The organism is Amycolatopsis cihanbeyliensis, assembly GCF_006715045.1.
Taxonomy (GTDB): Bacteria; Actinomycetota; Actinomycetes; order Mycobacteriales; family Pseudonocardiaceae; genus Amycolatopsis; species Amycolatopsis cihanbeyliensis.
Genome location: NZ_VFML01000001.1, coordinates 3863333 through 3886218, shown reverse-complemented (window position 1 = coordinate 3886218; position 22886 = coordinate 3863333). Strand labels below are relative to the sequence as shown.

The window sequence follows — 22886 nt, the reverse complement described above, 5'->3', positions numbered from 1 at the left end:
GCATGACTGCGCGACCGTTCCGTTTCGGCGTGACCATGCTGGCCCCCGCCGCGCGCGCCGAGTGGGTGGACAAGTGCCGCAAGGCCGAGGAGCTCGGCTACGACGTGCTCGGGGTGGCCGACCACCTCGGGATGCCGCCGCCGTTCCCCTCACTGGTGCTCGCCGCGGAGGTCACCGAACGCGTCCGGCTGTGCACCTACGTGCTGAACGCCGGTTTCTACAACCCCGCGTTGCTGGCCCGCGAGGTGGCAGGTACCGACCAGTTCGTCGGGGGCAGGCTGGAGCTCGGCATCGGCGCGGGCTACGTCCGGTCCGAGTTCGAGTCGGCGGGCCTGCCGTTCCCCGGCGGCGGTGCGCGGGTCGGCCATCTCGAACGCACCGTCACCGCGCTGCGCGGGATGTTCGCCGCCGAGGAGCACCGGCCGCGGCCCGCGCGACCGTCCGGTCCGCCGCTGATGATCGCGGGCCAGGGCGATCGGGTGCTGCGGCTGGCGGCGCGGCACGCCGACGTGATCGGGTTCTCCGGGACGGTGGCGGGCAACGACGTCGCGCCGCCGGTGTTCGCGCCGGCCGAGGTGGTCGCCGAGCGCACCGAGTTCGCCCGCGCGGCACTGGGCGAGCGGGCGGCCGAGGTCGAGTTCAACATCATCGTCTTCCGGGTCGTGCCGGGACGGGACCGCCGCGAGGCATTGGAGCGGCTGTCCGCCGATATGCCGAACCTCAGCATGCGGCAGCTCGAGGAGGTGCCCACCGCGCTGGCCGGTACCCCGGAGCAGATGGCCGAGCAACTGCGGGCCGCGCGCGAGCGGTTCGGCTTCAGCTACCTCACCGTGCTGGAGCCGAGTATGACCGACTTCGCCCCGGTCATCGAACTGCTGCGGTGAACCTTCCGTTCGGGCGGTGCCCACTCTCCTCCGCTAGCTGAACAGGCCGATCAGCCTGTCGACGGCGAGGTAGCCGAACATCACCAGGCAGACGGTGAGCAGCCCGTTGGACAGCCAGCGGGAGCGGCCCTCCGGGCCGAGCCTGCGCGAGTTCAGCAGCACCAGCAGGGTGCCGGCGAGGAAGGGCATGAACAGCGCGCCGAGCACCCCGTACGCCACGGTGAGCTGGAACGGCCGGTCGAGGAACAGCAGCGCCATCGGCGGGAAGGTCAGCCACAGCACGTATCCGCGGTAGACCGTGCTGCGCACGCCCGCTTTACGGTCGTAGTCCGCAGGCGACTCCTCCGGCGCGCTCGCGGGCAGCCGCCAGGTACGCCACCAGTCGGCGAACAGCAGGCTCACCCCGTTCCAGACACCGATCAGCGAGCTGAAGGTCACCGCGAAGAAGCCGATCAGGAACGGGATCCGCGCCCACTCGCCGTAGTCGGCCGCCAGGATGCCGCCGAGCATGAGCAGACCCTCGTCGCCGTCCACGATGCCTCGCCCCAGCAGCAGCTCGGACCCGACGATCAGCATGGCGACCACGAAGATCCCGGTGGTGACGTAGCCGACCGTGTTGTCCAGCCGCATCATCGACAGCCACCGCGAGGAGCGCCAGCCCTTGGCCATCGTCCAGTAGCCGTAGGCGGCCATGGTGATCGTGCCGCCGACCCCGCCGACCAGGCCGAGCACGTACACGAAGGAGCCTTCCGGCAACCGGGGCACGAACCCGCCCGCCGCGTCCAGCAGGTTCGGCGCGACCAGCACGGCCGTGCCGACCACGGTCACGAACATGATGCCGACGAATGCCGTCATCACCTTCTCGATCAGCGTGTAGCGGCCGAACCAGACCAGCAGGAAGCCCAGCACCCCGCAGAGCATCGCCCAGTACCGCACCGAGATCGCGGGGAAAAGCGCGTTCAGCGGCAGCCCGGACGCGGACATTGCCGTGGCGCCGTAGACGAACCCCCAGACCACGGCGTAGGCGCCGAAGTAGACCAGCACCCACTTGCCGAGCGTGCGCCAGCCGGACAGCAGCGTCCTGCCGGAGGTCAGATGCCAGCGGCCGACCGCCTCGGCGAGGGCGATCTTGAATATGGCGCCGACGAGCACCGCCCAGAGCAGGGTGTACCCGAACCGCGACCCGGCGACCATCGTGGCCACCAGGTCCCCCGCGCCCACACCGGTGGCCGCGGCCATGATTCCCGGACCGATCTGGCGCAGGCGCGCCCGCCAGCCCACCGGGACGGCCACCTCATCGTGCCCAACGTCGCTCGACATGCCAGGCAACGTAGCCCAGTTCAGAACCACCGGACAGCCATCGTTGGCGGTTCTTTACCGGCGCACCCGACTTTTGGACAGATACCGGATCAGGGCGCCAGTACGGCCCCCTGGTTGTCCACAGCCGAGCGCAGGCCGTCCAGGGGCAGGCCGACCGCGTCGGCCACCGCGGCGACGGTGAAGAAGGCGGGCGTCGGGATGCGACCGGTCTCGATCTTGCGCAGGGTCTCCACCGAGATCCCCGCCTGGTCCGCGACCTCGACCATGCTCCGCTTGCCGCGCGCCTCGCGTAGGACCGCACCCAGCCGCAGGCCGCGCTCGCGTTCCTGGTCGGTCAACGGGACTCGCACCATGGACTCGATACTAGTACCGATCGGCGATCGATTGACGCGGTGCGGCCACCCCCTGGTTCTCCACAGCCTGTGGACAACTCCGACCACACCCTGTGGAGTTCTCCCCGGCGAGATCGCGGGAAACTCGGTGCAACCCGCGGGCGGGTCCGGCGCATGAGTAACGGCAGTGGTGCCGCCGACCGGTGGCGGTATCCACACAGTGTTCACACCTTGTCCACACAGTGTCCACGAACAGGGAGAGCTATGCGTACTCGTCTCGTGCTGTCCGGCTTCGCCGCGGTGCTCGGCCTGGGGGTCGGCATCCCGCTGGTCGCGGGCGCGGATACCGCTCCGGATGAGCAGCCCGCCGCGCGGAACCCGGTCGAGGCCACCCCCGCCCAGGAGCCTGTCGTCTCCACTCCCCCGGTCACGCCCAGCCAGGAGCCGACCGTCGCGCCCAGCCCGCCCGCGGTCACGCCCAGCCAGGAGCCGACCGTCGCCCCCAACTCGCCCGCGGTCACGCCATCGCCGGTGTCGCAGCCCCCGCAAGCCCCCCGGCCCGAGGCCCAGGTGCCGGTGGACATCCCGGCGGGCGGGCACCCCTAGCGGTGCCCCGTTCCACCACGCCGTACGACGGCGAGTTCAGCCAGTACTTCGCCGCTCGAGTGCACTCGTTGCGCTCGACGGCGTACTTGCTGTGCGGTGACTGGCACCGGGCGGAGGACATCACGCAGGCGGCACTCCTGCGGCTGTACCTGGCCTGGCCTCGCCTTTCCCGCCGCGACGCGCTGGACGCCTACGCGCGGCGCGTCGTGGTGCGTACCTTCCTCGCCGAGAACCGGAGGCTGTGGCGGTGGCGGGAGCGGCTGGTCGGCGAGCACGTCGAGACCGCGGTGCCGCCGGCGACCGCGGAGCGGGACCACGAGCAGCGGATGCTGCTGCGTTCCGCGCTGGCCGCCGTGCCGCCCCGGCAGCGGGCGGTGCTGGTGCTGCGGTACTGGGACGACCTCAGCGTCGAGGAGACCGCGGCCGCGCTGCGCTGCTCCCCTGGCACGGTGAAGAGCCAGACCGCGCGAGGGCTCGCCACCCTGCGGCAGCGGCTCGGCCCGTACCTCGACGCGCTGTCGTTGGCCGGTGAGGAAAGGAGGTGAGCCGGATGCGAGACGAGGACGTGCGTGCCCTTTTCCGCGCCGGTGCCGCGGGTGACGACCCGCCGGTCGGCCTCGACGTCGCCGACATCCTGCGTCGCGGCAGGCGGGCACGGCGCCGGAACCGGGGGCTCGCCATCGCCGCGAGTGCGCTGACCACGGTGGCCGCGGTGGTGGCGATCGCGGTCACCCTCGACCCGGGGCAGCGTGGCCCCGCCGTGCCCGCGGGACCGGGCCCCGCGTCGGTGCGCACCACGCCGGAGCCGAGCACTCCCGGCACCCCGAGCCCCAGCGGCCCACCGGGTCCGAGCGCGACCGTCAGCCCGCGCCAGGCCACCACGCCCCCGGCGGCTCCGCCGGGGTCCCAGACCCCGAACCCGCCGACGGTGGCGCCGACCAGCGGCTGATGAGCAAGGGCCCGCCGAGCGGGTTGCTCGGCGGGCCCTTCCTGGTACCGGGGTCGTCAGGCGCCCGGTGGCACCGGTAGCGGCAGCCCAGGGCAGCTCGTGTCCTCCGGAACGACGCCGTCCACAAGGTAGCGCTCCACCACGTTGTCCGCGCAGGCATTGCCGCCCGCGTAGATGCCGTGGTCGCCCTCGTCGGTGATGGTCAGCATCCGGGAACCCTCGAACGCCCGGTGCGCCCGCTGGGCGCCCTCGATCGGGGTGGCCGGGTCATGCACCGACTGCACGATCAGCACCGGCGGCACGCCCTCGCCGTCCACCTCCGGCAGGTCGATCGGCTTGTTCTTCCAGAAGATGCACGGCTGGATCAGCCAGCCCCAGCCGAGCAGCGGGTACTGCTCGCCGAGCCGCTCGGACTGCCGGATCACGCTGCGCCGGTTGCCCTCCCACGGGCCCTCGTTGCACGGGATGGTCCAGAAGCTCGCGTCGTAGGCGTCGTCGTAGTCGGTCGGCACCCTCAGCGGCTGCGGGCCGGTGATCTCGGTGTCCGGGTTCTTCGCCTTGACCTCCCTGGCCGCCGTGGCCTGCTGCTGAGCCGAGGCGCCGCCCTCGATCAGCGTGCGCACGTTCACCAGGTGCTCGGCAAGGCCGATGAAGGACCGCTTGCTGTACAGCGAGCCGGCGATGGTGGAGTCCAGCTCGTTCGGGCCGACCCGCTCGCCGTCGACCTCCACCGGCCGCTCGGCCAGCGCGGCACGTACGTCCTCGTAGGTCTGCCTTGCCTGCTCCCCGGTGGTGCCGAAGTGGTACACCGAGTCGTACCTTGCCATCCACGGCAGGAAGTCTTGCCGCCAGCGGCGCTCGAAGCCGAGCGGCTGCCAGTCGAAGGACTTCTGCCAGGTGGTGGTGAACTCGGTCGCCGAGTCCAGCACGAACCGGCCGGTGCGGTCCGGGAAGGTGGTCGCGTAGTGCGCGCCCAGCCAGGTGCCCGCGGAGTACCCGACCCAGTTGATCTTGCCTCGGTCGAGCAGCAGGCGCAGCAGGTCGATGTCCCGGACCGTCTGGTGGGTGTTGATCAATGGCCCGAGCTCACCGGAAAGGTGCTGGCAGGAGTGGGCCGCGTACTTGGTCGCCTGCAGGATGAGGTTCAGGTTGCGCGGGTGCCGGTTGCGCGGGTCCAGCGAGTCGCCGGTGCCGATCGCGCCCCCGCAGGTGATGTTGGTGCTCTCCCCGGTACCGCGCGGGTCGAAGCCGATGATCTCCTGGTGCTCACGCAGCTTCGGCTGGTTCCGCAGCCGCGCGGGGAACATCCGGCCGGGCGCGCCGGGGCCGCCCGGGTTGGTCAGCACGCTGGCGGTCGCCTCACCGCCGGTGGCCTTGAGCCTGCTCACCGCGATGGACACGTCGATCTTGTCGTCCACCCGGTTCCAGTTGCGCGGGGCGTTGAAGGTCGCGCACTCGATGTCCTCCGCGCCCGGTGGCGGCGGGCCGGGCAACTCGTCCTCGGTGCAGGGATGCCAGGCAAGGACCTGGTTCGCGTAGCGGGCGGGGATGTTCGTGGAGTTCGGCGGAAGTTCGTCCGCCGGCTCCGCGAGCGCCGGAGTGACTCCGGCCAGCAGGGTGCCCGCCATCGCCGGGATCAACACGGCGAGGCGCGTACGTTTCATAGAGTTGCCCCTTAATCGGTTTGTCGCTTTCGTCGCAGCCGTTTGTGTAAGCCCTCTGCCTGCGACGAAACATTGATATCCGGCGGGCGGGGGTGGGGCAACCGTACGTTCGGTGGAAACCACGGAACGGTGACGGACCGGAGCGGCCCGTCACCGTCCGGGTATCAGCCGACCTCGAACTTCCTGGTGTTCTGGAAGGACTCCTGCGGCCACCGGCCGTGCCGCTGGGTGAGCACGTTGGTGTTGGTGGACAGCGAGCCATCGCGGCAGTCCCGTTCACCCCGCGGCACGATGCAGGAGGTGCGCACCGCGAACGCCAGGTCCGGCCCGGCGAACCGGAGGTGCTCGTCCAGCATCCTGATCTGGTTGTACGGGATGAAGTTGTCGAAGTAGTACTGCATCCCGGTGGCGATACCGCGGCGGGTGCGCAGGTGGTCGCCGTTGAAGGTCACCATGTCGCCGTCCGGGGTGAAGGTCGCGGCGAAGGCGGCCCCGTCGTGCTCGCGCCAGGCCCGTTCCTGCTGTAGCCGCAGCCGCTCGATCTGCCGCAGGTCGTGGTCGTGTCCCCCGGTTCGCCCCGCGTCCGGCTCGGCCGTGGCCGCCGCGGTGCTGCCGGTGACCCCGAGGACGAGCGCGCTCGCCACGGCTCCGATTCCACGTTGCCACTTCTTGCGCATATTTCCTCCCCTTGTCTACCCGTGTGGGTGGTTCCCCGCACACGGTGTACCGCCTTCATGCATAGCGGTAGGGTCTGTCCGCTCAGCAACACCGCACGACCGAGGTGAGGTGGCATGTCCGCAGGTAAGGCCGGTGGCGGAGGCGGGCTGCGGTTCAGCCCGTGGAACCTGCTGCTGCTCATCCCGTTCTGGATCCTGATCACGCCGCTGTACAACCGGGCGGATCCCGAGTTGTTCGGCATGCCGTTCTTCTACTGGTTCCAGTTCGTCGGGATCGCGATCGGTGTGCTCTGCACCGTGCTGGTGTACCGCGGGACGCGGAACAAGCCGACCACCCCGGCCCCGCCGGCGCGGGACGGGGACGTGGACGACCTGGACGAGGGGAGCCACGGCTGATGCAGTGGGTTGAGCTGACCATCTTCTGCGTGCTGTTCCTGCTGGTCACCGTGCTCGGCTTCGTCGCGTCCCGGTGGCGGGCCGCGGCCACCCTCGACCATCTGGACGAATGGGGGCTCGGCGGCCGCAAGTTCGGCTCCTGGATCACCTGGTTCCTGATCGGCGGCGACCTCTACACCGCCTACACCTTCGTCGCGGTGCCCGCGCTGCTGTTCGGCGCCGGCGCGATGGGCTTCTTCGCGATGCCCTACACGATCATCGCCTACCCGCTGGTGTTCCTGCCGCTGCTGCGGCTGTGGTCGGTGTCCAGGGCGCGTGGCTACGTCACCCCCGCCGACTTCGTGCGTGGCAGGTACGGTTCGCCGACGCTGGCCCTGCTGGTGGCGGTGACCGGAATCGTCGCCACCATGCCGTACATCGCGCTGCAGCTGGTCGGGCTGGAGGCGGTGCTGCGCACCATGGGGTTCAACGAGTCCGGCTTGCTCGGCCATCTTCCGTTGCTGATCGCCTTCGTCATCCTCGCGCTGTACACCTACCAGTCGGGGCTGCGCGCGCCGGCGCTGATCGCGTTCGTCAAGGACGTGCTGATCTACGTGGTCATCCTGGTCGCGGTGTTCTACCTGCCGGCCAAGCTCGGCGGCTGGAGCGAGATCTTCGGGGCGGCGCAGGAGAAGTTCGCCGCCACGCCCTCCCCGAACGACGGGATCCTGCTGAACGGGAACAACCAGCTCCAGTACGCCACCCTGGCGCTGGGCTCGGCGCTCGCGCTGTTCCTCTACCCGCACGCCGCGACCGGGGCGCTCGCCTCTCGCGGCCGGGATGTGCTGAAGCGGAACATGTCCGCGCTGCCCGCCTACTCGGTGCTGCTCGGGCTGCTCGCCCTGCTCGGCTTCGCTGCGATCGCGGCGGGCACCAAGCCGTTGATGAACAACGCCACCGGCCGGCCGGACGGCAACACCATCGTGCCGAACCTGTTCAGCGACATGTTCCCTTCCTGGTTCGCCGGCATCGCCTTCGCCGCGATCGGGATCGGCGCGCTGGTGCCCGCGGCGATCATGTCCATCGCGGCGGCCAACCTGTGGACCCGCAACATCTACAAGGAGTACCTCAAGCGGGGTGCCACCCCGCGGCAGGAGGCCAGGCAGGCCAAGGCCGCCTCGCTGGTGGTGAAGTTCGGCGCGGTGCTGTTCATCGTCGGCATCGACCCGCAGTACGCGATCGACCTGCAACTGATCGGCGGGGTGATCATTCTGCAGACCCTGCCCGCGGTGGCCATCGCGCTGTACACCCGCTGGCTGCACCGGTGGGGCCTGGTCGCGGGATGGGTCGTCGGCATGGGCTGGGGCCTCTACCTGCTCTACACCATCCCCAACCCGGCCGCGGGCAAGGATCACTTCGGCGGCTCGGCGCTGGCGCTCGGCAAGCTGAACCTGTTCGGCTGGGAGCCGTTCGCCGGGTCACCGGTGCAGATCTACGTCGGCATCGTCGCGCTGGCAGCCAACCTGGTGGTGGCCGCACTGGTCACCCTGCTGGCTCGCAGGCTGAAGGTGTTCCCCGGGCTGGACACCACGCACGGGGAGGACTACCACGTGGACGAGCACGACGAGAACCTACGCCCGGTCGGCAGCGGGTGACGCGGGCCGCGCCTGCTCGGCGCGGCGCAGCGCGGTGTGCGAGACCAGGTACAGCACGCAGGCGTTCAGCAGGTGCCACAGGAAGTGTGTGCCGGGCGGGAAACTGCCGCATACCGAGTGGTCGGCGGTGCGCAGTGACAGCGACACCGTGAACACCCCGCCGGCCAGCGCGAAGTTCCGCCAGTACGGCCGCAGCGTGCGGTCCCTGGCGAAGGCCAGCAGCAGCGCGAAGGCGAACAGGCCGAGCAGCGGGGCCAGGTAGCTGGAGCCGAACCCGATACTCGCGAACACCGCGGTGACCAGCGCGGTGAAGGCGATGAACGCGGGCGCGGCCAGCCAGGCCAGCCGCCGCCGCACCCCGAAGAACAACCGGGGGAACAGCACCGCGTAGTACAGCACGAACACCAGGATGAATCCGGAGTCCGCGGCCGCGGCCCAGCGCACCGCGAGCGCGTGGAAGGCGGTGCTGGCCAGGAAGATCAGGCCGAGCAGCACGGCCAGCGTGCGGGCGAGCCGCGGGTCGGCGGCGGTCCGTGCCTTCCGCCAGATCAGTACCGCCGCGACCAGGAAGGCCAGGTTGCTGACGGTGTTCAGCGGCTCTCCCCACAGCCCCGGCGCGATCCGCTCGCAGTAGTTGTCGACGTAAGCCGTCCAGTCCACGCGCTCCGGTGTAACAGACCGCCGCCAAGAACGCTCTCAGCCGCACTCGGCCAGCTTGCGCAGCAGGAACCGGCGTTGCGGCTCCGAGCAGGGCAGCAGCAGCGCGCGGCGGTAGTGGTCGGCGGCCAGGTGTGGCTGCCCCGCCCGCAGGTACAGGGCCCCGAAGGCGGTGGGCAGCGGCAGGTACGTGGCCAGCCGCGGCTCGTCCTCCAGCGCCTCCAGCTCGGCGATCCCTGCCGCGGGCCCGTGCACCATGGCCAGCGCGATCGCCCGGTTCAGCCGGGTGACCGGGGACGGCCGCAGCTCGAGCAACTGGTCGTACAGTTCGAGGATCCGGGGCCAGTCGGTGCGTTCCGGGGTCTCGGCGGCGACGTGGCACAGCGCGATCGCGGCTTCCACGTGGTACGCGGACAGTTCCGGACCGGCGCAGGCGGTGGCGAAGGTACGGGTGCCCTCGGCGACCAGTGCCCGGTCCCAGCGGTCGCGGTCCTGCTCGGGCAGCAGCACCAGCTCGCCGCACTCGTCCACCCTGGCCGGCAGCCTGCCCGCCTGCAGCAGCATCAGCGCGAGCAGCGCTCGCGCCCGTGGCAGGTCGGTGCGCCGGTCGGCGAGCAGCAACCTGCCGAGCCGGATCGCCTCCCCGCACAGCTCGCCGCGTACGGCGGCGTCCCCGCTGGTGGCGCGGTAGCCCTCGGTGAACAGCAGGTACAGCACCGCCAGCACGCTGTCCACCCGACCGGGAAGGGCGTCCGGTGGCGGCAGCTCGACCCGTTGCCCGCACTCGCGCAGCCAGCGTTTCGCCCGCACCAGCCGCTGGGCCACGGTCGCCGGCCTGGTCAGCAGGGCGCCGGCGATCTCCGGCACGCCGAGCCCGCCGACGGTCTTCAGGGTGAGCGCCACCTGGGACACCTGGGGCAGCTCCGGGTGGCAGCACAGCAGCATCAGTGCCAGCTCCGCGTCCCCGGTTGCCGGGGTACCCGCGGCACTCAGATCGGCCAACGCGGGCAGCTTCGCGCGTAGCGTGCGTTCCCTGCGCAGCAGGTCGAGGGCGCGGTTGCGGGCGGCGCGGAACAGCCAGGCACTCGGGTTGTCCGGTATGCCGCAGTGTGGCCAGGTGCGCAGCGCCTGCTCCAGCGCGTCGGCGACGCAGTCCTCGGCGAGGTCGAGCCGGTCCGCGCCGAGGGTACGGGCCAGCGTGGCGGTGATCCGCCCCGCGCTGTGCCGGAACAGGTGCTCCACCACGCCGGCCGGTACGGTCATTCGAGGGTCAGCTCCCTGATCTCGATGAACCCGAAGTCGAGGTGCGGGTGGTCCCGGCACAGCTCGACCGCCTCGGCCATGCTCTCCGCCTCGAACACGGCGTAGCCGCCGACGACGTCCTGCGTCTCGGCGAACGGCCCGTTGCTGACCACCACGCCCTCGCCGTTCTTGCGCAGTACCTTCGCCTCGTCGCCCAGCCCTCCGCCGTCGACCATCCTGCCCTGCTCGCGCAGCCTCTCGTCCCAGGCGAGGTAGGCCTGCAACGCCTGCTCCGCCCGCTCCGGATCGGCCCACGCCGGGTCGTCGCCGCCGCCGACGGCGAAGCTGATGTACTTGGTCATCCCGCCTCCTCGGTGTCTGTTCCCCCATGCTTGTCCCAATGCTTGTCCCAACGTCTGTTCCGCAACGCGCGGTACTCAGTCCGTGCAGCCCCGCTCGCCGATGGCTCGCACCTCGATCGACCCGATCGCCAGGTGCGGGTGGCTGCCGAAGATCTTTTCCGCCTGGTCCAGATCGGCCGCCTCGAGCACCAGGTACCCGCCGACGATCTCGCTCGACTCGGTGTGCGGGCCGTCGGTCGAGGTCAGCTCGCCCCCGGCAAGGCGAACCACCCGGCCGCCACGGGAAAGCCCGCCGCCGGAAACCGGGGTGCCCGCCCGCTCCCGCTCGGCGTTCCAGGCGAGGTACTCGTCCAGGGTTCGCTGTGCCTCGTCCGGGCTGAGCCCGGTATAGGCCTTGACCGGGTTGCGCAGGAACCCGACATAACTGGGCATGGTCTCCTCCTCCGGGTTGGTTCGCCGGTATGACGAACGAGACCGCGCCGAATCGACACCACTAGTGTGGCCGACATGGGTGACCAGGTGAGCAGGTTCGGCACCGTCGAACCAGAGGAGCTACCCGCGGACCTGCGCGGGCGGATCGAGGCGATCGCGGAGAAGTCCGGGTTCGTGCCGAACATCTTCCGCGCGCTCGGGCACCGCCCCGCCGAGCTGCGGGCGTTCCTGGACTACCACGACGCACTGATGGAGCGGCCGGACGGCCTGAGCAAGGCCGAGCGGGAGCTGGTGGTGGTGGCCACCTCCGGGGCGAACCACTGCACCTACTGCGTGGTGGCGCACGGCGCGATCCTGCGGATCAGGGCCAAGGACCCGGAGCTGGCGGACCGGGTGTCCAGCAACCCCTGGCAGGTGGACCTGGACCGGCGCGGCCGGGCGATCGTCGACCTCGCGCTCGCGCTGGCGCGGGACTCCGCCCGGTTCGGCGAGGAGCAGGTGGCCGCGGCCCGCGCCGCCGGGCTGACCGAGGACGAGATCTGGGACGTCGGCGCGATCGCGGCGTTGTTCGCCATGTCCAACCGGCTGGCGCACCTGACCGCGCTGCGGCCCAACCCGGAGTTCTACGGGATGGGGCGCTAGGAGCTGTTGAGGAAGGTGCCCGCACAAGGTGATGCGGGGGCGCGCTCTCGGCCGAAGGCCTCGCGAACCCGGCTGCGGGCGGCCTGCTTGCTCGAGGTGCGGCTGTTCGAGGAGCCACGGCCCGTATACGGGTTCGTCGATCGCGCGCCTTCTTGAACACAGCTTAGAGCGCACGCCGCCAGGTCTGCCCGACGATGTCGCGGCCGAAGCGATGTTCCGGCTTCTCCTCGACCAGCTCGAACCCGGCTTCCTGGTAGATCCGGCGGGCGGCGAGGAGTTCGTCGATGGTCCACAGCTCGATCGCGGTGTAGCCGACCGTGCGGGCGAAGGCGAGGCAGCCCTCCACCAGTTGCCCGCCGATACCCCGCCCGCGGGCCCGCGGTTCGAGCAGCAGCAGCCGCAGCTTCGCGAGGTGCCCCTCCGGCCCCGGCATGCAGAAGATCGAGCCCACCGGCTCCCCATCCAGCTCGGCGATCCACGCCGCCTGGCGTGCGGTGTCCCGCGCCTGCCCGTACTCGGCGACCACCCGCGCCACCAGCGCCTCGAAGGTGTGGTCCAGGCCGCACTCGGCGGCATAGCGCACGCCGTGCCGGTGCACCACCCAGCCGAGGTCCCCTGCCCGCGGTGGGCGCAGCAGCACGGAGGTGTTCCGGGAGTCCCGCCGGTGCGCACCGACCAACCCGCCGATCGTGCCCATGGCGGCCAGCAACCGCCGCTGATCCTCCTCGGCGAGCCCGGCCAGCAACTCCCCGACCTGAGCGGTGCTGCGTTCCTCGAGATCCGCCTGCGTTCGCCTGCCCTCATCGGTGAGCCGGACTGTCTGCCGCCTGCCGTCGGCGGCGGAGCGTTCCCTGACCAGCAGGCCCCGCCGCTCCAGTTTGGCCAGCAGGCGGCTGGCGTAGCCGGGGTCGAGGTCCAGCTCCCGGCGCAGGTCGGTCACCTCGGTGAGGTCGTGCTGGGCTACCTCGAACAGCAGCCGCGCCTCGCCGAGGGTGTAGGGCGTGCCGACCAGCCCCTCGTCCAGCACCCCGATCACCCGGGTGTAGAGCCGGTTGAACGCCCTGACCTCGGCCACCCGGTCGGCAGGCACCCGCTCATTCATTGACCATCACAACCAATCAATTGACTGAGTCAATGATATGGGTACATGGTGCCCCGGCAAGAGAAGTCAAGGGGTCCGAACATATGGAAGCCCCGTGATGCTGCCAGGTCGGGGGTCCGCCAGCATCACGGGGTCATCAGGGGTATCGGCGCCGCATCGAGTGGCGTTACATTCGTTATCGAATGTGGTCCAGGTCACTCGATCGGATGTAACCCCGTTGGGCGTATGCGCCTCAGCGCATGTGGGCCTGCCGGGCCTGCGCCATCGCGATCAGTTCGTGGCGCATGGTCGAGCTGGCCGCGTTGTCGATCGCGCGGTTGACCGCCCGGCGGGTACGGGCCTCGGCGCGGCGGGCGCGGAGCTTGGCTGTGAGGTTCATCGGTGTCTGCATCCCCTTGGACTCGTCATCGGCTGTCGGCTGCTGCCTCCAGTATGCACCTTTTTTCACAAAGTCGCCAACGATCGTCCGGTGAACCGGAGCACATGCCGATGATTCATCGGCAAAATCCTGATCTTGCTCGCCACTCTTCCGTTGCAGTCGGTTCACTCAAGCTCCCCACCGCGGCCGAGCAGGTAGTTGCCGAAGTGCGGGACGGTGAACGCGATATGCCCGCGTTCGGCGGAGTACACCAGCCCCTTCTTCATCAGGCTGTCCCGCGCCGGGGACAGCGAGGACGGCTTGCGGCCGAGGTACACCGCGACGTCCGAGGTCACGGCGCTCTCGTCCTTTCCCCTGGTCAGTTCGGCCATCGCGATCAGGTACTCGCGTTCGGCGGGGGTGGCCCGCTCGTAGCGCGAGCCGAAGAAGCCCACCGCCAGCTCGGACTCCGCCTCGGGCGCGGCCACCCGGACGTCCTCCCCGGTGATCGGGTCCGAGGGCGCGGCGTCCCATGCGGCCTTGCCGTAGGCCTGGATGAAGTAGGGGTACCCGCCCGAGGCGTGGAACAGCGCGTCCAGCGCGTCCGGGGCTATCCCCGCCTCCTCCCGTTCCACCGGCGCCAGTACCGCCCGGTCCGCGTGGTCGCGATCCAGCCGGTCGATCCGCATGTACCGGAACAGCCGCTCCGAATAGGACTTCGACGCGGACAGCACCGCGGGCACATGCGGTAGTCCCGCGCCGACCACCACCAGCGGCGCCCCGGACTGGGAGAGCTCGTGGCAGGCCGCGCACAGCGCCGACACGTCGTCCGGGGCGAGGTCCTGGATCTCGTCGATCAGCAGGGCGACCCCGGTTCCGACATCCGCGGCCAGCTCGGCTACATCGGTGAACAGCTCGACCAGGTCGATCTCGATGTCCCCGGAGTCGGCCCTTCCGCTGGCCGCGGGCACGTCGATCCCGGGCTGCCACCTGTCCCGCATCTTCGAGTCCGAGCGGTTGACCCGCAGCGCGAACGCCTTGAGCACGGCGAGCACCTCGTCCACCCGGTCCGGTGCCCGGTGCCTCACCGCGAGGTCGCGAATCGCCCGGTGCAGCGCTGCGGACAGCGGGCGGCGCAGCTCCGCATCCGGTCGCGCCTCCACCTTGCCCGCGCCCCAGCCCCGGCGCACCGCCATCGAGCGCAGCTCGCCGAGCAGCACGGTCTTGCCGACCCCGCGCAGCCCGGTGAGCACCAGGCTGCGTTCCGGCCGTCCCCGCGCCACTCGTTCCAGCACCACCTCGAAGGCCTTCAACTCGCGCTCGCGGCCGGCCAGCTCCGGTGGGCGCTGCCCGGCGCCGGGGGCGAACGGGTTCCGTACGGGGTCCATCATGCCAATCTATTGGGTTGTCTAGTGTTCGGCCGATATTCCGCCAGAAACCGCTACCCGCGTGTCGGGTCGGCCAGTCTCCTCCTGGAATTTCCCCCGCGGTCACCCCGCTGTGTGAGCCTCGGTCGAAACCTTCACCGAAAGGCTGGGGAACGGGTATGAAACGCAAGTACGGACGCACGGTGCTGGCGGCGGTGCTGGTCACCGGGCTGCTGGGCACCGGGACGGCGCAGGCCCTGCCGCGCGGGCACCTCGACCTCCAGGCGCACCGCGGCGGGATCGGGCTCACCGTGGAAGGCACACTCGCCGCCTTCGCCAAGGCCATGGAGCTGGGTGTGACCACGCTCGAGCTGGATATCCAGATCACCGCCGACGGCCGGGACGTGGTCACCCACGACCGCAGGATCGACCCGGGCAAGTGCGCGGACACCACCCCGGTCACCCCGGGCGACCCGGACTTCCCCTACGCGGGCGAGTACGTCAGGGACCTCACCTTCGCCCAGGTCCGCACGCTGGACTGCGGGTCGCGGCGGCAGCCGAACTACCCGGATCAGGAGCTCTCGCCGGGGGCGAGGATGCCCACCCTGGCCGAGGTGTTCGCGCTGGCACGGCGGCACCACGCCTGGGGGATGCGGTTCAACATCGAGACCAAGGTGGAGGCGGCCGCCCCGGAGGAGACCGCGCCGCGCACCCGGTTCGTCCGCCGCGCGGCCTGGGAGATCACCCGGTCCGGGTTCGCGCGGAACACGACCGTCCAGAGCTTCGACTGGGGCGCGCTGATGGAGATGCGCCGTACCGCGCCGTGGCTGAAGCTGGTCGCGCTCACCCAACCCGGCTTCCTCGAGGTGGGGCAGCCGGGCAGGTCGCCGTGGCTCGGCGGCCTGGATATCGACGACTTCGGCGGCAGCCCGGTGCGCGCGGCGAAGTCCTTCGGCGCCCATGCGCTGTCCCCGGTGCACGGCTACCCGCAGGGCGGCGGCGTGACCGACCCGGACTACGTCCCGTTCACCACCGAGGAGCTGGTGGACGAGGCGCACCGGGCCGGGATGAGAGTGGTGCCGTGGACCGTCAACGACAAGGCGACCATGCACAAGCTGATCGACGACGGCGTGGACGGGATCATCACCGACTACCCGGACCGGCTGCGCGAGGTGGCCGCGGACCGTGGCTTCCGGCTGCCGCGGTCCTACCCCGCCCGCCGCTAGCCTTCGCTATTGTTTTCTAGTGTCAGCTCTATATTTCGGTAGAGCCCGCTAGTTCGCCGGAGCGTGAACATGGCCCCGAGCGGGTAGTTTCGAGGTGAACCAGTTCTCACGTCCAGGAGGGCGACGATCGTGATACTTCGTCGAGTGGCCCGCCCGCTGCTTGCGGCCATATTCATCTCCGGCGGTATCAACGCGCTGCGGGACGCCGAGGGGCACGCCAAGGCGGCCGAGCCGTTGCTGGACCGGACCGTCGGCACCGAGACCGTGGACGCGGCGACCCTGGTCCGGGCGGATGCCGCGGTCAAGGTTGGTGCCGGTACCGCGCTGGCGCTCGGCAGGTTCCCCCGGTTCGCCGCCGCGCTGCTGCTGGGCAGCCTGGTGCCCACCACGGCAGCCGGTCACCCGTTCTGGGAGAAGGAGGATCCCGGCGAGCGGCAGCAGCAGCTGGTCCACTTCTTGAAGAACGCGGGCATGGCCGGTGGCCTGCTGCTGGCCGTGGCGGACACCGGCGGCAGGCCCTCGGTGGGCTGGCGGGCCCGCCGGGCCGCGCGCCGGGCGGGCGCGCAGGCCGGCGCGCTCGCCGACAAGGTGCGCTAGGGGCTACTTGCTCGCCACTCGCCGGTACCTCGCGACGGCGAGCGGGGCGAAGATCGCCACGATCGCCACGCAGCACAGGATCGCGTACAGCGACGCGTTCTCCGCCGGCCAGCCGGTCGGTGGCGCACCGAACTGGTTGCCGAACAGGTCCCTGGTGGCGTTGATGACCGCCGTGAACGGGTTCCACTCGGCCAGGGGCCGCAGGAAGGCGGGCAGGTCGGCGGTGAGCACGAAGGCCGAGGACACGAAGCTGAGCGGGAACAGCCAGATCAGCCCCGCGCTCTGCGCGACCTCCACGCTGCGGGCCACCAGTCCGATCCAGGCGCCGATCCAGGACAGCGCGAAGGCGAACATCAGCATCACCAGGTAGCCGAGTACCGCGTCCAGGAAGCTGCCCCGGATGCGCCAGCCCACGATCAGCCCGCAGAGCGACATCACCACCAGCGCCACCACGCTGACCGCGAGGTCGGAGGTGGTGCGGCCGAGGACAACCGCGAGCCGGGACATCGGCAGCGAGCGGAACCGGTCGATGATGCCCTTCTGCAGGTCGTTGGCGAAGCCGACCACGGTGAACGCCGAGTTGAACGCCATGGTCTGGGCGAAGATCCCGGCGATCAGGTACTCGCGGTAGGCGGCCCCTCCTGCCTCCCCGCCGATGGCCTCGCCGAACACGTAGGCGAACAGCAGCACGAACATGATCGGCTGCAAGGTGGCCGACATCAGCCATTCCGGGTTTCGCCGGACGTTCATCAGGTTGCGCCAGGCGACCACTCCGCCGTCGGAGAAACTCTTCGTGATCCCGTTCATGCCGGCAGCTCCTCCTCGGTGGCGTGGCCGGTCAAGGAGAGGAACACGTCGTCGAGGGTCGGCCGATGCAGTGCCACGTCCTGCACCACGACGTTCTGCGCGTCCAGCCTGCGCAGCGCCTCGATCAGGGCCTTGGGGCCGGTGTCCACCAGCACGTCCGCCTTGCGGGTGTGCTCGTCCACCGCGGGGGTGCCGCTGCCCACCTCGGCCAGCACCCGCGCGGTCGCCGGCAGGTCCTCGGCCGCGGCCACCACCAGCTCCAGCCGTTCCCCGCCGATCTGTCCCTTGAGCTGGTCGGCGGTGCCCTGCGCGATCACCTTGCCCCGGTCGATCACCATGATGTTGTCGGCGAGCTGATCGGCTTCCTCCAGGTACTGCGTGGTGAGCAGGACCGTGGTGCCGTCCGAGACCAGCTCCTTGATCACATCCCACATGTCGATCCGGCCGCGCGGGTCGAGCCCGGTGGTCGGCTCGTCCAGGATCACCACGGTCGGCTCGGCGACAAGGGCCCCGGCGAGGTCGAGCCGGCGCCGCATCCCGCCCGAGTATCCCTTGGCCGGCCGGTCGGCGGCCTCCTCCAGGCGGAACCGGGCGAGCAGCTCCCGGGCCCTTGCCTTGGCGGCGGACTTCTTCTTGCCGTACAGCCTGCCGACCATGTAGAGGTTCTCGGCGCCGGTGAGATTCTCGTCCACCGCGGCGTACTGCCCGGACAGCCCGATCGCGTGCCGTACCGCGTCCGGCTCGGCCAGCACGTCGTGCCCGGCCATCCACGCACTGCCGGAGTCCGGCTTCAGCAGGGTGGCCAGGATCCGCACGGTCGTCGTCTTGCCCGCGCCGTTCGGGCCGAGCAGCCCGAGCACCTGCCCGGTCGGGATTTCGAGGTCGACCCCGTCCAGCGCTGTGGTAGCGCCGTAGGTCTTCACCAGACCCTGTGCACGCACCGCGACCTTGTTGTCGGGTCGCTCCATGTCATACCCCCTTCGGCAGTAATGGGGGCATACTAGGAGTGACCACCGACGATTGTCGTCCGGAAATCCCCCGAGTTCTCCCTGAGCTGACTACTCAGCGTCGACGTGCAGAGCGTTGTGCACAACCCTCAGCGTTCCATGATCGCGGTGACTCCCTGCCCACCCGCGGCACAGATGGAGATCAGGCCGCGCCCGGATCCCTTCTCGTGCAGCAGCTTGGCCAGGGTGGCGACGATCCGGCCGCCGGTGGCCGCGAACGGGTGACCGGCGGCGAGCGAGGAGCCGTTCACGTTCAGCTTCGCCCGGTCGATTGCCCCGAGCGGGTTGTCCAGCCGAAGTTTCTCCTTGGCGAAGTCCGGGTCCTCCCACGCCTTGAGGGTGGCGAGCACCTGCGCGGCGAACGCCTCGTGCACCTCGTAGAAGTCGAAGTCCTGCAGGGTGAGCCCGGCCTTGGCGAGCAACTGCGGTACCGCGTACGTGGGTGCCATCAGCAGGCCCTCGCCACCGTGTACGTAGTCCACCGCCCCTGTCTGGGAGAGGGTCAGGTACGCGAGCACCGGCAGGTTGCGTTCCTTGGCCCACTCCTCGGTAGCCAGCAGCACGGCCGAGGCGCCGTCGGAGAGCGGGGTGGAGTTGCCCGCCGTCATCGTGCCCTCCGGGCCGCCGAACGCCGGCTTGAGCTTGCCCAGCTTCTCCGAGCTGGAGTCGGCCCGCAGGTTCTGGTCCCTGGACAGCTTCAGGTACGGGGTCAGCAGGTCGTCGAAGAAGCCGCGGTCGTATGCGGCTGCCAGCCGCTGGTGACTGGTGGCGGCGAGCTCGTCCTGCTCGGCGCGGTTGATGTCCCATTCCTTCGCGGTGAGCGCCGCGTGCTCGCCCATGGAAAGGCCGGTGCGCGGCTCGGCGTTGCGCGGGATCTCCGGGACGATGTGCCCCGGCCGGAGCTTGGTCAGCAGCCTGAGCCGCTTGCCGACCGTCTTCGCCGCGTTGAGCTGCACCAGGAGCTGCCGCAGATCGTCGTTCACCGCCAGCGGCGCGTCGCTGGTGGTGTCCACCCCGCCGGCGATGCCGGACTCGATCTGGCCGAGCGCGATCTTGTTCGCCACGTTGATGATCGCCTGCAGCCCGGTCCCGCAGGCCATCTGCACGTCCGCGGCCGGGGTTTCCGGCGCCAGCTTGCTGCCGAGCACGCTCTCCCTGGCCAGGTTGAAGTCGCGGGAGTGCTTGAGCACGGCGCCGGCGGCGACCTCGCCGATCCGCTCACCCTGCAGCGCGAAGCGGCTGACCAGCCCGTCCAGCACCGTGGTGAACATGTCCTGGTTGGAGGCCTTGGCGTAGGGGCCGTTGGACCGGGCGAACGGGATGCGGTTGCCGCCGATGACGGCGACCCTGCGCGCGCCGGAACTCGCCTTCGGCCCGGGTTTGGGCTTGGCCGCGCCCTTGTTCGCGGCGGACTTGGCCGCCCGCCCGCGCCCGGTCGGCGCCTTGTCCGGCTTCTCGGCTGAGCTCATGTTTCCTCCAGCGCCCACTGGGCTAATCGACCGTGATGTACAACCCGCGACGAGTGTAACCTACTTGCGAGTAGGTTAAGCTTCGTAGTGACGCGACCGGCAGTAAAAGCGGAGGAAGTCATGGCTGACAGGTACCAGCAGTTCACCAGGACACCGGTAGGAAAGTTCCTGGTGCCCAAGCTCGGCCTGCCGAACCCGACCCCGCTACGCCGGTACAAACCGGGTCAACCACACCTCGAGGGTCCCGCACTCCTCGGTGCGGCGCCGGGTGGGCGGCTGGAGAAGTTCCTGCACGGCCAGCTGGCCGGGGCCGGGATCGAGGTGCGCGAGCTCGAGGCCGCCCAGGGCAGGTACGGCGCACTGGTCTTCGACGCCACCGGGATCACCGACCCGGCCCAGCTGCGCGAGATGTACCGGTTCTTCCAACCGGTGATCCGCAAGGTCGGGTACTGCGGCCGGGTCGTGGTGCTCGGCACGCCGCCGGAACACGTCGACGGCAGGGAACGGATCGCGCAGCGCGCGCTGGAGGGTTTCACCCGCTCGGTCGGGAAGGAGCTCAAGCGCGGGGCCACCGCCCAGCTCGTGTACGTGGCCGAGGGCGCGGAGGGCGCGACCGAGTCCACCATGCGCTTCCTGCTGTCGGCGAAGTCCGCCTTCGTGGACGCGCAGGTGATCCGGATCGGCACCGAGGGCAGGCCGGAGGTGCCCGTGCCGGACAACTGGGAGAAGCCGCTGGACGGGAAGGTCGCGCTGGTGACCGGTGCTTCCAGGGGCATCGGCGCGTCCATCGCCGAGGTGCTGGCAAGGGACGGCGCGCGGCTGGTCGTGCTGGACGTCCCGGCCCAGGGCGGCGACCTCTCCCAGGTGGCCAACCGGGTCGGCGGGGAGGCCCTGCAACTGGACATCACCGCGGGGGACGCGCCGGCCAAGCTGGCCGAGCACCTCACCGAGCGGTACGGCGGGGTGGACATCGTGGTGCACAACGCGGGCATCACCAGGGACAAGACGCTCGGCAACCTGACCGAGGGCGGCTGGGACGCGGTGCTGACCGTGAACCTGGTCGCGCAGCTCGCGGTGAACGACAAGCTCCTGGCCGACAAGGTTCTGCGCCAGGACGGCCGGATCATCGGGGTGTCCTCGATCGCGGGTATCGCGGGCAACGTGGGGCAGACCAACTACGGCACCAGCAAGGCCGGGGTGATCGGCATGGTCGACACCGGCGCGCCGACGCTGGCCGGGTACGGCGGGACGATCAACGCGGTGGCGCCGGGGTTCATCGAGACCAAGATGACCGCGGCGGTACCGCTGTTCATCCGGGAGGCAGGCAGGCGGTTGTCCAGTCTCTCCCAGGGTGGCCTTCCGGTGGACGTGGCCGAGACCATCGCCTGGTACGCCAACCCCGCCTCCGGCGCGGTGAACGGCAACGTGGTCCGCGTATGCGGCCAGGCCCTGATCGGGGCGTGATCGCGATGCCGGTGAAGGACGTGAAGGAACTGCACTCCGCGCCCAAGCTGTCGGCGCTCTACTCCAAGGCGGCGCTCGGCGGGTTGCTGCCGGGCGGCAAGGGCGGCGGTGGCGGCGAGCTGCCCGCCCTGGAGTACGTGCGCTCCGGGGTCTCGGTCGATCCGGCCCACCTCGCGGCGTACAACCAGGTCTGCGGGTTCCGGCTGGACGACCGGCTGCCGGCCACCTACCCGCACATCCTGGCGTTCCCGCTGCAGATCGCGCTGATGACCGAGCCGGCGTTCCCGTTCCCGCTGCTGGGCATGGTGCACGTGGCCAACCGGATCACCCAGCGCAGGCCGGTCGGGCTGGGTGAGCAAGGCACCATCCGGGTACGCGCGGAGAACCTGCGGCCACATGCGCAGGGCACGCAGTTCGACGTGCTCAGCGAGTGGGTGCCCGGGGGCGAGGACAGTCCGGTGTGGACGGATGTGAGCACCTACCTGCGGCGCGAAGGGTCGTCCGGGGACGGCGGGAAGAAGGACCAGCTCGCCGCGCCCACGTCGACCGCGATCTGGCACGTACCCGGCGATATCGGCCGCCGCTACGCCGAGGTGTCCGGGGACCGCAACCCGATCCACCTGCACCCGCTCACGGCGCGGTTGTTCGGCTTTCCCTCGGCGATCGCGCACGGGATGTGGACCAAGGCGCGCAGCCTGGCGTCGTTCGAGGGCAGGCTGCCCGAGGCCTACACGGTGGACGTACGGTTCAAGGCGCCGGTGCTGCTGCCGGCGAAGGCCGCTTTCACCTCATGGCACACGGGGGAAGGCTGGGCGTTCGAGCTGTGGAACGCGCGCAAGCCGAAACCGCACCTGGTGGGCACCATCGAAGCCGGTTAGGCTGTGTTGAGGAGAGCGCGCCCCCGCATCACCCTTGTGCGGGTCTCTTCCTCAACAGCTCCTAGCCGTCCCGCGGCTTCCAGACCTCGCCCTCGACCAGGTCGTTGAACCCGAGCCAGACCAGGTTCATCAGCCAGGAGGCGAGCACGCCGTCGGTCACGTCCGGATGGTCCAGCCACCAGTCGGCCAGCGACTCGGCGGCGCCGACCAGTGCGGCGGCCAGTCCCTCGCCGGACTTCTCCACCTGCTCGGCCAGCCCCTTTCGGCTGCCTGCCGAGACCACGAGCGCGGCGACCAGCTCGATGGCCCTGCCGCGCATCGCGGTGATCTCCTCGGCGAAGGAACCACCGACGGCCAGCGCCTGCCGGTGCAGCACGGTCCAGGACTCCCGGTAGTCCGCGACGAACCGGTAGAAGGACCGCAGCCCGTGCCAGAGCTGCATGTCCGGCGGCACGTCCGACTGGATGCCGCCCTGGACCGCCTCCAGTAACCGGGTAGCCTCACGCCGGATGCACGCGCCGAACAGGTCCTCCTTCGCGCCGAGATAGGTGTAGATCATCGGCTTGGACACGCCCGCCACCTCGGAGATCTCGTCCATCGACGCCGAGTGGTAGCCGTACCGGGAGAACACCTGCACCGCCGCGTCCAGAATCTGGCGCTCGCGAACCGCCCTCGGCAGCCGCTTGGCCCGTTCGGGTGAGCGTTGCTCCTTCGCCTGTACTTCCTCCGACACACGTACCTCCTGTTCCCCTGAACGCTACCGGTTGTCGAGGTGGAAGGCGGTAGTCAGGCACATTTCGCGTCCTTGCCGCAG

Annotated in this window: 26 protein-coding genes; 11 read left to right on the top strand and 15 right to left on the bottom strand. The window is 70.3% G+C overall.

Features of this window, described 5'->3' with window-relative positions; genetic code table 11:
• Positions 1-2 precede the first annotated feature (2 nt).
• Positions 3-884, top strand: coding sequence for an LLM class F420-dependent oxidoreductase (locus tag FB471_RS17545; RefSeq protein WP_141999536.1), 882 nt, complete (start codon positions 3-5; stop codon positions 882-884).
• Between the two features lie 33 nt (positions 885-917).
• Here the strand turns inward: FB471_RS17545 and FB471_RS17540 are convergent, their stop codons facing one another.
• The gene (locus FB471_RS17540) at positions 918-2204 is read right to left on the bottom strand and encodes an Nramp family divalent metal transporter (protein ID WP_141999535.1); all 1287 of its coding nucleotides are present in this window, start codon (positions 2202-2204) and stop codon (positions 918-920) included.
• An 89-nt stretch (positions 2205-2293) separates the two neighbouring features.
• Positions 2294-2557: a helix-turn-helix domain-containing protein gene (locus FB471_RS17535; protein WP_141999534.1), complete on the bottom strand. Its 264-nt coding sequence runs from the start codon at positions 2555-2557 to the stop codon at positions 2294-2296.
• Positions 2558-2800: 243 nt separating this feature from the next.
• Between FB471_RS17535 and FB471_RS17530 the strand changes: the two genes are divergently transcribed.
• Genes FB471_RS17530 through FB471_RS17520 form a run of 3 tightly spaced genes read left to right on the top strand, consistent with a single transcriptional unit; the run spans position 2801 to position 4091 of the window.
• A complete protein-coding gene (locus tag FB471_RS17530) occupies positions 2801-3142 on the top strand; it encodes a RodZ family helix-turn-helix domain-containing protein (RefSeq protein WP_141999533.1) in 342 nt (113 codons plus the stop codon).
• Positions 3143-3144: 2 nt separating this feature from the next.
• Entirely contained in the window at positions 3145-3687 is a 543-nt protein-coding gene (locus FB471_RS17525) for a SigE family RNA polymerase sigma factor (RefSeq protein WP_141999532.1), read from the top strand.
• 5 nt (positions 3688-3692) lie between these two features.
• Positions 3693-4091 carry a hypothetical protein gene (locus FB471_RS17520; RefSeq protein WP_170220839.1) on the top strand — a complete coding sequence of 133 codons (399 nt, stop codon included), beginning with the start codon at positions 3693-3695 and terminating at the stop codon, positions 4089-4091.
• 56 nt (positions 4092-4147) lie between these two features.
• Here FB471_RS17520 and FB471_RS17515 read toward each other — a convergent pair whose 3' ends face one another.
• On the bottom strand, positions 4148-5755 hold the full coding sequence (locus FB471_RS17515; protein ID WP_141999530.1) for an alpha/beta hydrolase: 1608 nt from the start codon (positions 5753-5755) through the stop codon (positions 4148-4150).
• A gap of 164 nt (positions 5756-5919) precedes the next feature.
• Positions 5920-6432: an SgcJ/EcaC family oxidoreductase gene (locus tag FB471_RS17510; protein ID WP_141999529.1), complete on the bottom strand. Its 513-nt coding sequence runs from the start codon at positions 6430-6432 to the stop codon at positions 5920-5922.
• Between the two features lie 114 nt (positions 6433-6546).
• Between FB471_RS17510 and FB471_RS17505 the strand changes: the two genes are divergently transcribed.
• Positions 6547-6828, top strand: a complete 282-nt coding sequence (locus FB471_RS17505; protein WP_141999528.1) for a DUF3311 domain-containing protein — start codon at positions 6547-6549, stop codon at positions 6826-6828.
• Positions 6828-8462: a monocarboxylate uptake permease MctP gene (gene mctP, locus FB471_RS17500; protein WP_141999527.1), complete on the top strand. Its 1635-nt coding sequence runs from the start codon at positions 6828-6830 to the stop codon at positions 8460-8462. Before FB471_RS17505 ends, mctP begins: the two co-directional genes overlap by 1 nt.
• Here mctP and FB471_RS17495 read toward each other — a convergent pair.
• The 4 genes from FB471_RS17495 to FB471_RS17480 form a co-directional block, all read right to left on the bottom strand.
• Positions 8439-9122, bottom strand: a complete 684-nt coding sequence (locus tag FB471_RS17495; RefSeq protein ID WP_141999526.1) for a ceramidase domain-containing protein — start codon at positions 9120-9122, stop codon at positions 8439-8441. The two genes, mctP and FB471_RS17495, sit on opposite strands and share 24 nt — an antisense overlap.
• Positions 9123-9158: 36 nt before the next feature.
• The gene (locus tag FB471_RS17490) at positions 9159-10382 is read right to left on the bottom strand and encodes an RNA polymerase sigma factor (protein WP_141999525.1); all 1224 of its coding nucleotides are present in this window, start codon (positions 10380-10382) and stop codon (positions 9159-9161) included.
• Positions 10379-10723 (bottom strand): YciI family protein, encoded by a 345-nt coding sequence (locus tag FB471_RS17485; RefSeq protein ID WP_141999524.1) that lies wholly within the window; start codon positions 10721-10723, stop codon positions 10379-10381. Before FB471_RS17485 ends, FB471_RS17490 begins: the two co-directional genes overlap by 4 nt.
• A 75-nt stretch (positions 10724-10798) precedes the next feature.
• Positions 10799-11155 carry a YciI family protein gene (locus FB471_RS17480; protein ID WP_141999523.1) on the bottom strand — a complete coding sequence of 119 codons (357 nt, stop codon included), beginning with the start codon at positions 11153-11155 and terminating at the stop codon, positions 10799-10801.
• Positions 11156-11230: 75 nt separating this feature from the next.
• Between FB471_RS17480 and FB471_RS17475 the strand changes: the two genes are divergently transcribed.
• Entirely contained in the window at positions 11231-11797 is a 567-nt protein-coding gene (locus FB471_RS17475; RefSeq protein WP_141999522.1) for a peroxidase-related enzyme, read from the top strand.
• A 163-nt stretch (positions 11798-11960) separates the two neighbouring features.
• On the opposite strand, the gene FB471_RS17470 is transcribed toward FB471_RS17475, so the two are convergent.
• From FB471_RS17470 to FB471_RS17460, 3 genes are all read right to left on the bottom strand, one after another.
• Positions 11961-12899, bottom strand: coding sequence for a bifunctional helix-turn-helix transcriptional regulator/GNAT family N-acetyltransferase (locus FB471_RS17470; RefSeq protein ID WP_141999521.1), 939 nt, complete (start codon positions 12897-12899; stop codon positions 11961-11963).
• 232 nt (positions 12900-13131) lie between these two features.
• Positions 13132-13446 carry a hypothetical protein gene (locus FB471_RS17465; RefSeq protein WP_141999520.1) on the bottom strand — a complete coding sequence of 105 codons (315 nt, stop codon included), beginning with the start codon at positions 13444-13446 and terminating at the stop codon, positions 13132-13134.
• Positions 13443-14645, bottom strand: coding sequence for an ATP-binding protein (locus tag FB471_RS17460; RefSeq protein WP_141999519.1), 1203 nt, complete (start codon positions 14643-14645; stop codon positions 13443-13445). The genes FB471_RS17465 and FB471_RS17460 overlap by 4 nt, the downstream gene beginning before the upstream one ends.
• Positions 14646-14803: 158 nt before the next feature.
• Between FB471_RS17460 and FB471_RS17455 the strand changes: the two genes are divergently transcribed.
• Both FB471_RS17455 and FB471_RS17450 read left to right on the top strand, forming a co-directional pair.
• Positions 14804-15850: a glycerophosphodiester phosphodiesterase family protein gene (locus tag FB471_RS17455; protein ID WP_141999518.1), complete on the top strand. Its 1047-nt coding sequence runs from the start codon at positions 14804-14806 to the stop codon at positions 15848-15850.
• A 129-nt stretch (positions 15851-15979) separates the two neighbouring features.
• Positions 15980-16447, top strand: coding sequence for a DoxX family protein (locus FB471_RS17450; protein WP_141999517.1), 468 nt, complete (start codon positions 15980-15982; stop codon positions 16445-16447).
• 3 nt (positions 16448-16450) lie between these two features.
• On the opposite strand, the gene FB471_RS17445 is transcribed toward FB471_RS17450, so the two are convergent.
• The 3 genes from FB471_RS17445 to FB471_RS17435 all read right to left on the bottom strand — a co-directional run bounded on the left by FB471_RS17445 (position 16451) and on the right by FB471_RS17435 (position 19730).
• Entirely contained in the window at positions 16451-17254 is an 804-nt protein-coding gene (locus FB471_RS17445) for an ABC transporter permease (protein WP_141999516.1), read from the bottom strand.
• A complete protein-coding gene (locus tag FB471_RS17440) occupies positions 17251-18222 on the bottom strand; it encodes an ATP-binding cassette domain-containing protein (protein WP_141999515.1) in 972 nt (323 codons plus the stop codon). The genes FB471_RS17445 and FB471_RS17440 overlap by 4 nt, the downstream gene beginning before the upstream one ends.
• A gap of 128 nt (positions 18223-18350) precedes the next feature.
• Positions 18351-19730: an acetyl-CoA C-acetyltransferase gene (locus FB471_RS17435; protein ID WP_141999514.1), complete on the bottom strand. Its 1380-nt coding sequence runs from the start codon at positions 19728-19730 to the stop codon at positions 18351-18353.
• Between the two features lie 120 nt (positions 19731-19850).
• On the opposite strand from FB471_RS17435, the gene FB471_RS17430 reads away from it, so the two are divergent.
• Both FB471_RS17430 and FB471_RS17425 read left to right on the top strand, forming a co-directional pair.
• Positions 19851-21194 carry a 3-oxoacyl-ACP reductase gene (locus FB471_RS17430; RefSeq protein WP_141999513.1) on the top strand — a complete coding sequence of 448 codons (1344 nt, stop codon included), beginning with the start codon at positions 19851-19853 and terminating at the stop codon, positions 21192-21194.
• 5 nt (positions 21195-21199) lie between these two features.
• Entirely contained in the window at positions 21200-22072 is an 873-nt protein-coding gene (locus FB471_RS17425; protein WP_142002088.1) for a MaoC family dehydratase, read from the top strand.
• A 61-nt stretch (positions 22073-22133) separates the two neighbouring features.
• On the opposite strand, the gene FB471_RS17420 is transcribed toward FB471_RS17425, so the two are convergent.
• Complete coding sequence (locus FB471_RS17420) at positions 22134-22805, bottom strand: TetR/AcrR family transcriptional regulator (protein ID WP_141999512.1); 672 nt, start codon at positions 22803-22805, stop codon at positions 22134-22136.
• Between the last annotated feature and the right edge of the window lie 81 nt (positions 22806-22886).

Excerpts from the sequence above, each read along its gene's own strand:
- FB471_RS17545 (WP_141999536.1), top strand. The coding sequence starts at position 3 with ATGACTGCGCGACCGTTCCGTTTCGGCGTGACCATGCTGGCCCCCGCC.
- FB471_RS17515 (WP_141999530.1), bottom strand. The coding sequence starts at position 5,755 with ATGAAACGTACGCGCCTCGCCGTGTTGATCCCGGCGATGGCGGGCACC.
- FB471_RS17510 (WP_141999529.1), bottom strand. The coding sequence starts at position 6,432 with ATGCGCAAGAAGTGGCAACGTGGAATCGGAGCCGTGGCGAGCGCGCTC.
- FB471_RS17460 (WP_141999519.1), bottom strand. The coding sequence starts at position 14,645 with ATGGACCCCGTACGGAACCCGTTCGCCCCCGGCGCCGGGCAGCGCCCA.
- FB471_RS17425 (WP_142002088.1), top strand. The coding sequence starts at position 21,200 with ATGCCGGTGAAGGACGTGAAGGAACTGCACTCCGCGCCCAAGCTGTCG.
- FB471_RS17475 (WP_141999522.1), top strand. The coding sequence starts at position 11,231 with ATGGGTGACCAGGTGAGCAGGTTCGGCACCGTCGAACCAGAGGAGCTA.
- FB471_RS17490 (WP_141999525.1), bottom strand. The coding sequence starts at position 10,382 with ATGACCGTACCGGCCGGCGTGGTGGAGCACCTGTTCCGGCACAGCGCG.
- FB471_RS17540 (WP_141999535.1), bottom strand. The coding sequence starts at position 2,204 with ATGTCGAGCGACGTTGGGCACGATGAGGTGGCCGTCCCGGTGGGCTGG.
- FB471_RS17530 (WP_141999533.1), top strand. The coding sequence starts at position 2,801 with ATGCGTACTCGTCTCGTGCTGTCCGGCTTCGCCGCGGTGCTCGGCCTG.
- FB471_RS17470 (WP_141999521.1), bottom strand. The coding sequence starts at position 12,899 with ATGAATGAGCGGGTGCCTGCCGACCGGGTGGCCGAGGTCAGGGCGTTC.
- FB471_RS17505 (WP_141999528.1), top strand. The coding sequence starts at position 6,547 with ATGTCCGCAGGTAAGGCCGGTGGCGGAGGCGGGCTGCGGTTCAGCCCG.
- FB471_RS17440 (WP_141999515.1), bottom strand. The coding sequence starts at position 18,222 with ATGGAGCGACCCGACAACAAGGTCGCGGTGCGTGCACAGGGTCTGGTG.
- FB471_RS17455 (WP_141999518.1), top strand. The coding sequence starts at position 14,804 with ATGAAACGCAAGTACGGACGCACGGTGCTGGCGGCGGTGCTGGTCACC.
- FB471_RS17520 (WP_170220839.1), top strand. The coding sequence starts at position 3,693 with ATGCGAGACGAGGACGTGCGTGCCCTTTTCCGCGCCGGTGCCGCGGGT.
- FB471_RS17480 (WP_141999523.1), bottom strand. The coding sequence starts at position 11,155 with ATGCCCAGTTATGTCGGGTTCCTGCGCAACCCGGTCAAGGCCTATACC.
- FB471_RS17445 (WP_141999516.1), bottom strand. The coding sequence starts at position 17,254 with ATGAACGGGATCACGAAGAGTTTCTCCGACGGCGGAGTGGTCGCCTGG.
- FB471_RS17430 (WP_141999513.1), top strand. The coding sequence starts at position 19,851 with ATGGCTGACAGGTACCAGCAGTTCACCAGGACACCGGTAGGAAAGTTC.
- FB471_RS17485 (WP_141999524.1), bottom strand. The coding sequence starts at position 10,723 with ATGACCAAGTACATCAGCTTCGCCGTCGGCGGCGGCGACGACCCGGCG.
- FB471_RS17535 (WP_141999534.1), bottom strand. The coding sequence starts at position 2,557 with ATGGTGCGAGTCCCGTTGACCGACCAGGAACGCGAGCGCGGCCTGCGG.
- mctP (WP_141999527.1), top strand. The coding sequence starts at position 6,828 with ATGCAGTGGGTTGAGCTGACCATCTTCTGCGTGCTGTTCCTGCTGGTC.
- FB471_RS17435 (WP_141999514.1), bottom strand. The coding sequence starts at position 19,730 with ATGAGCTCAGCCGAGAAGCCGGACAAGGCGCCGACCGGGCGCGGGCGG.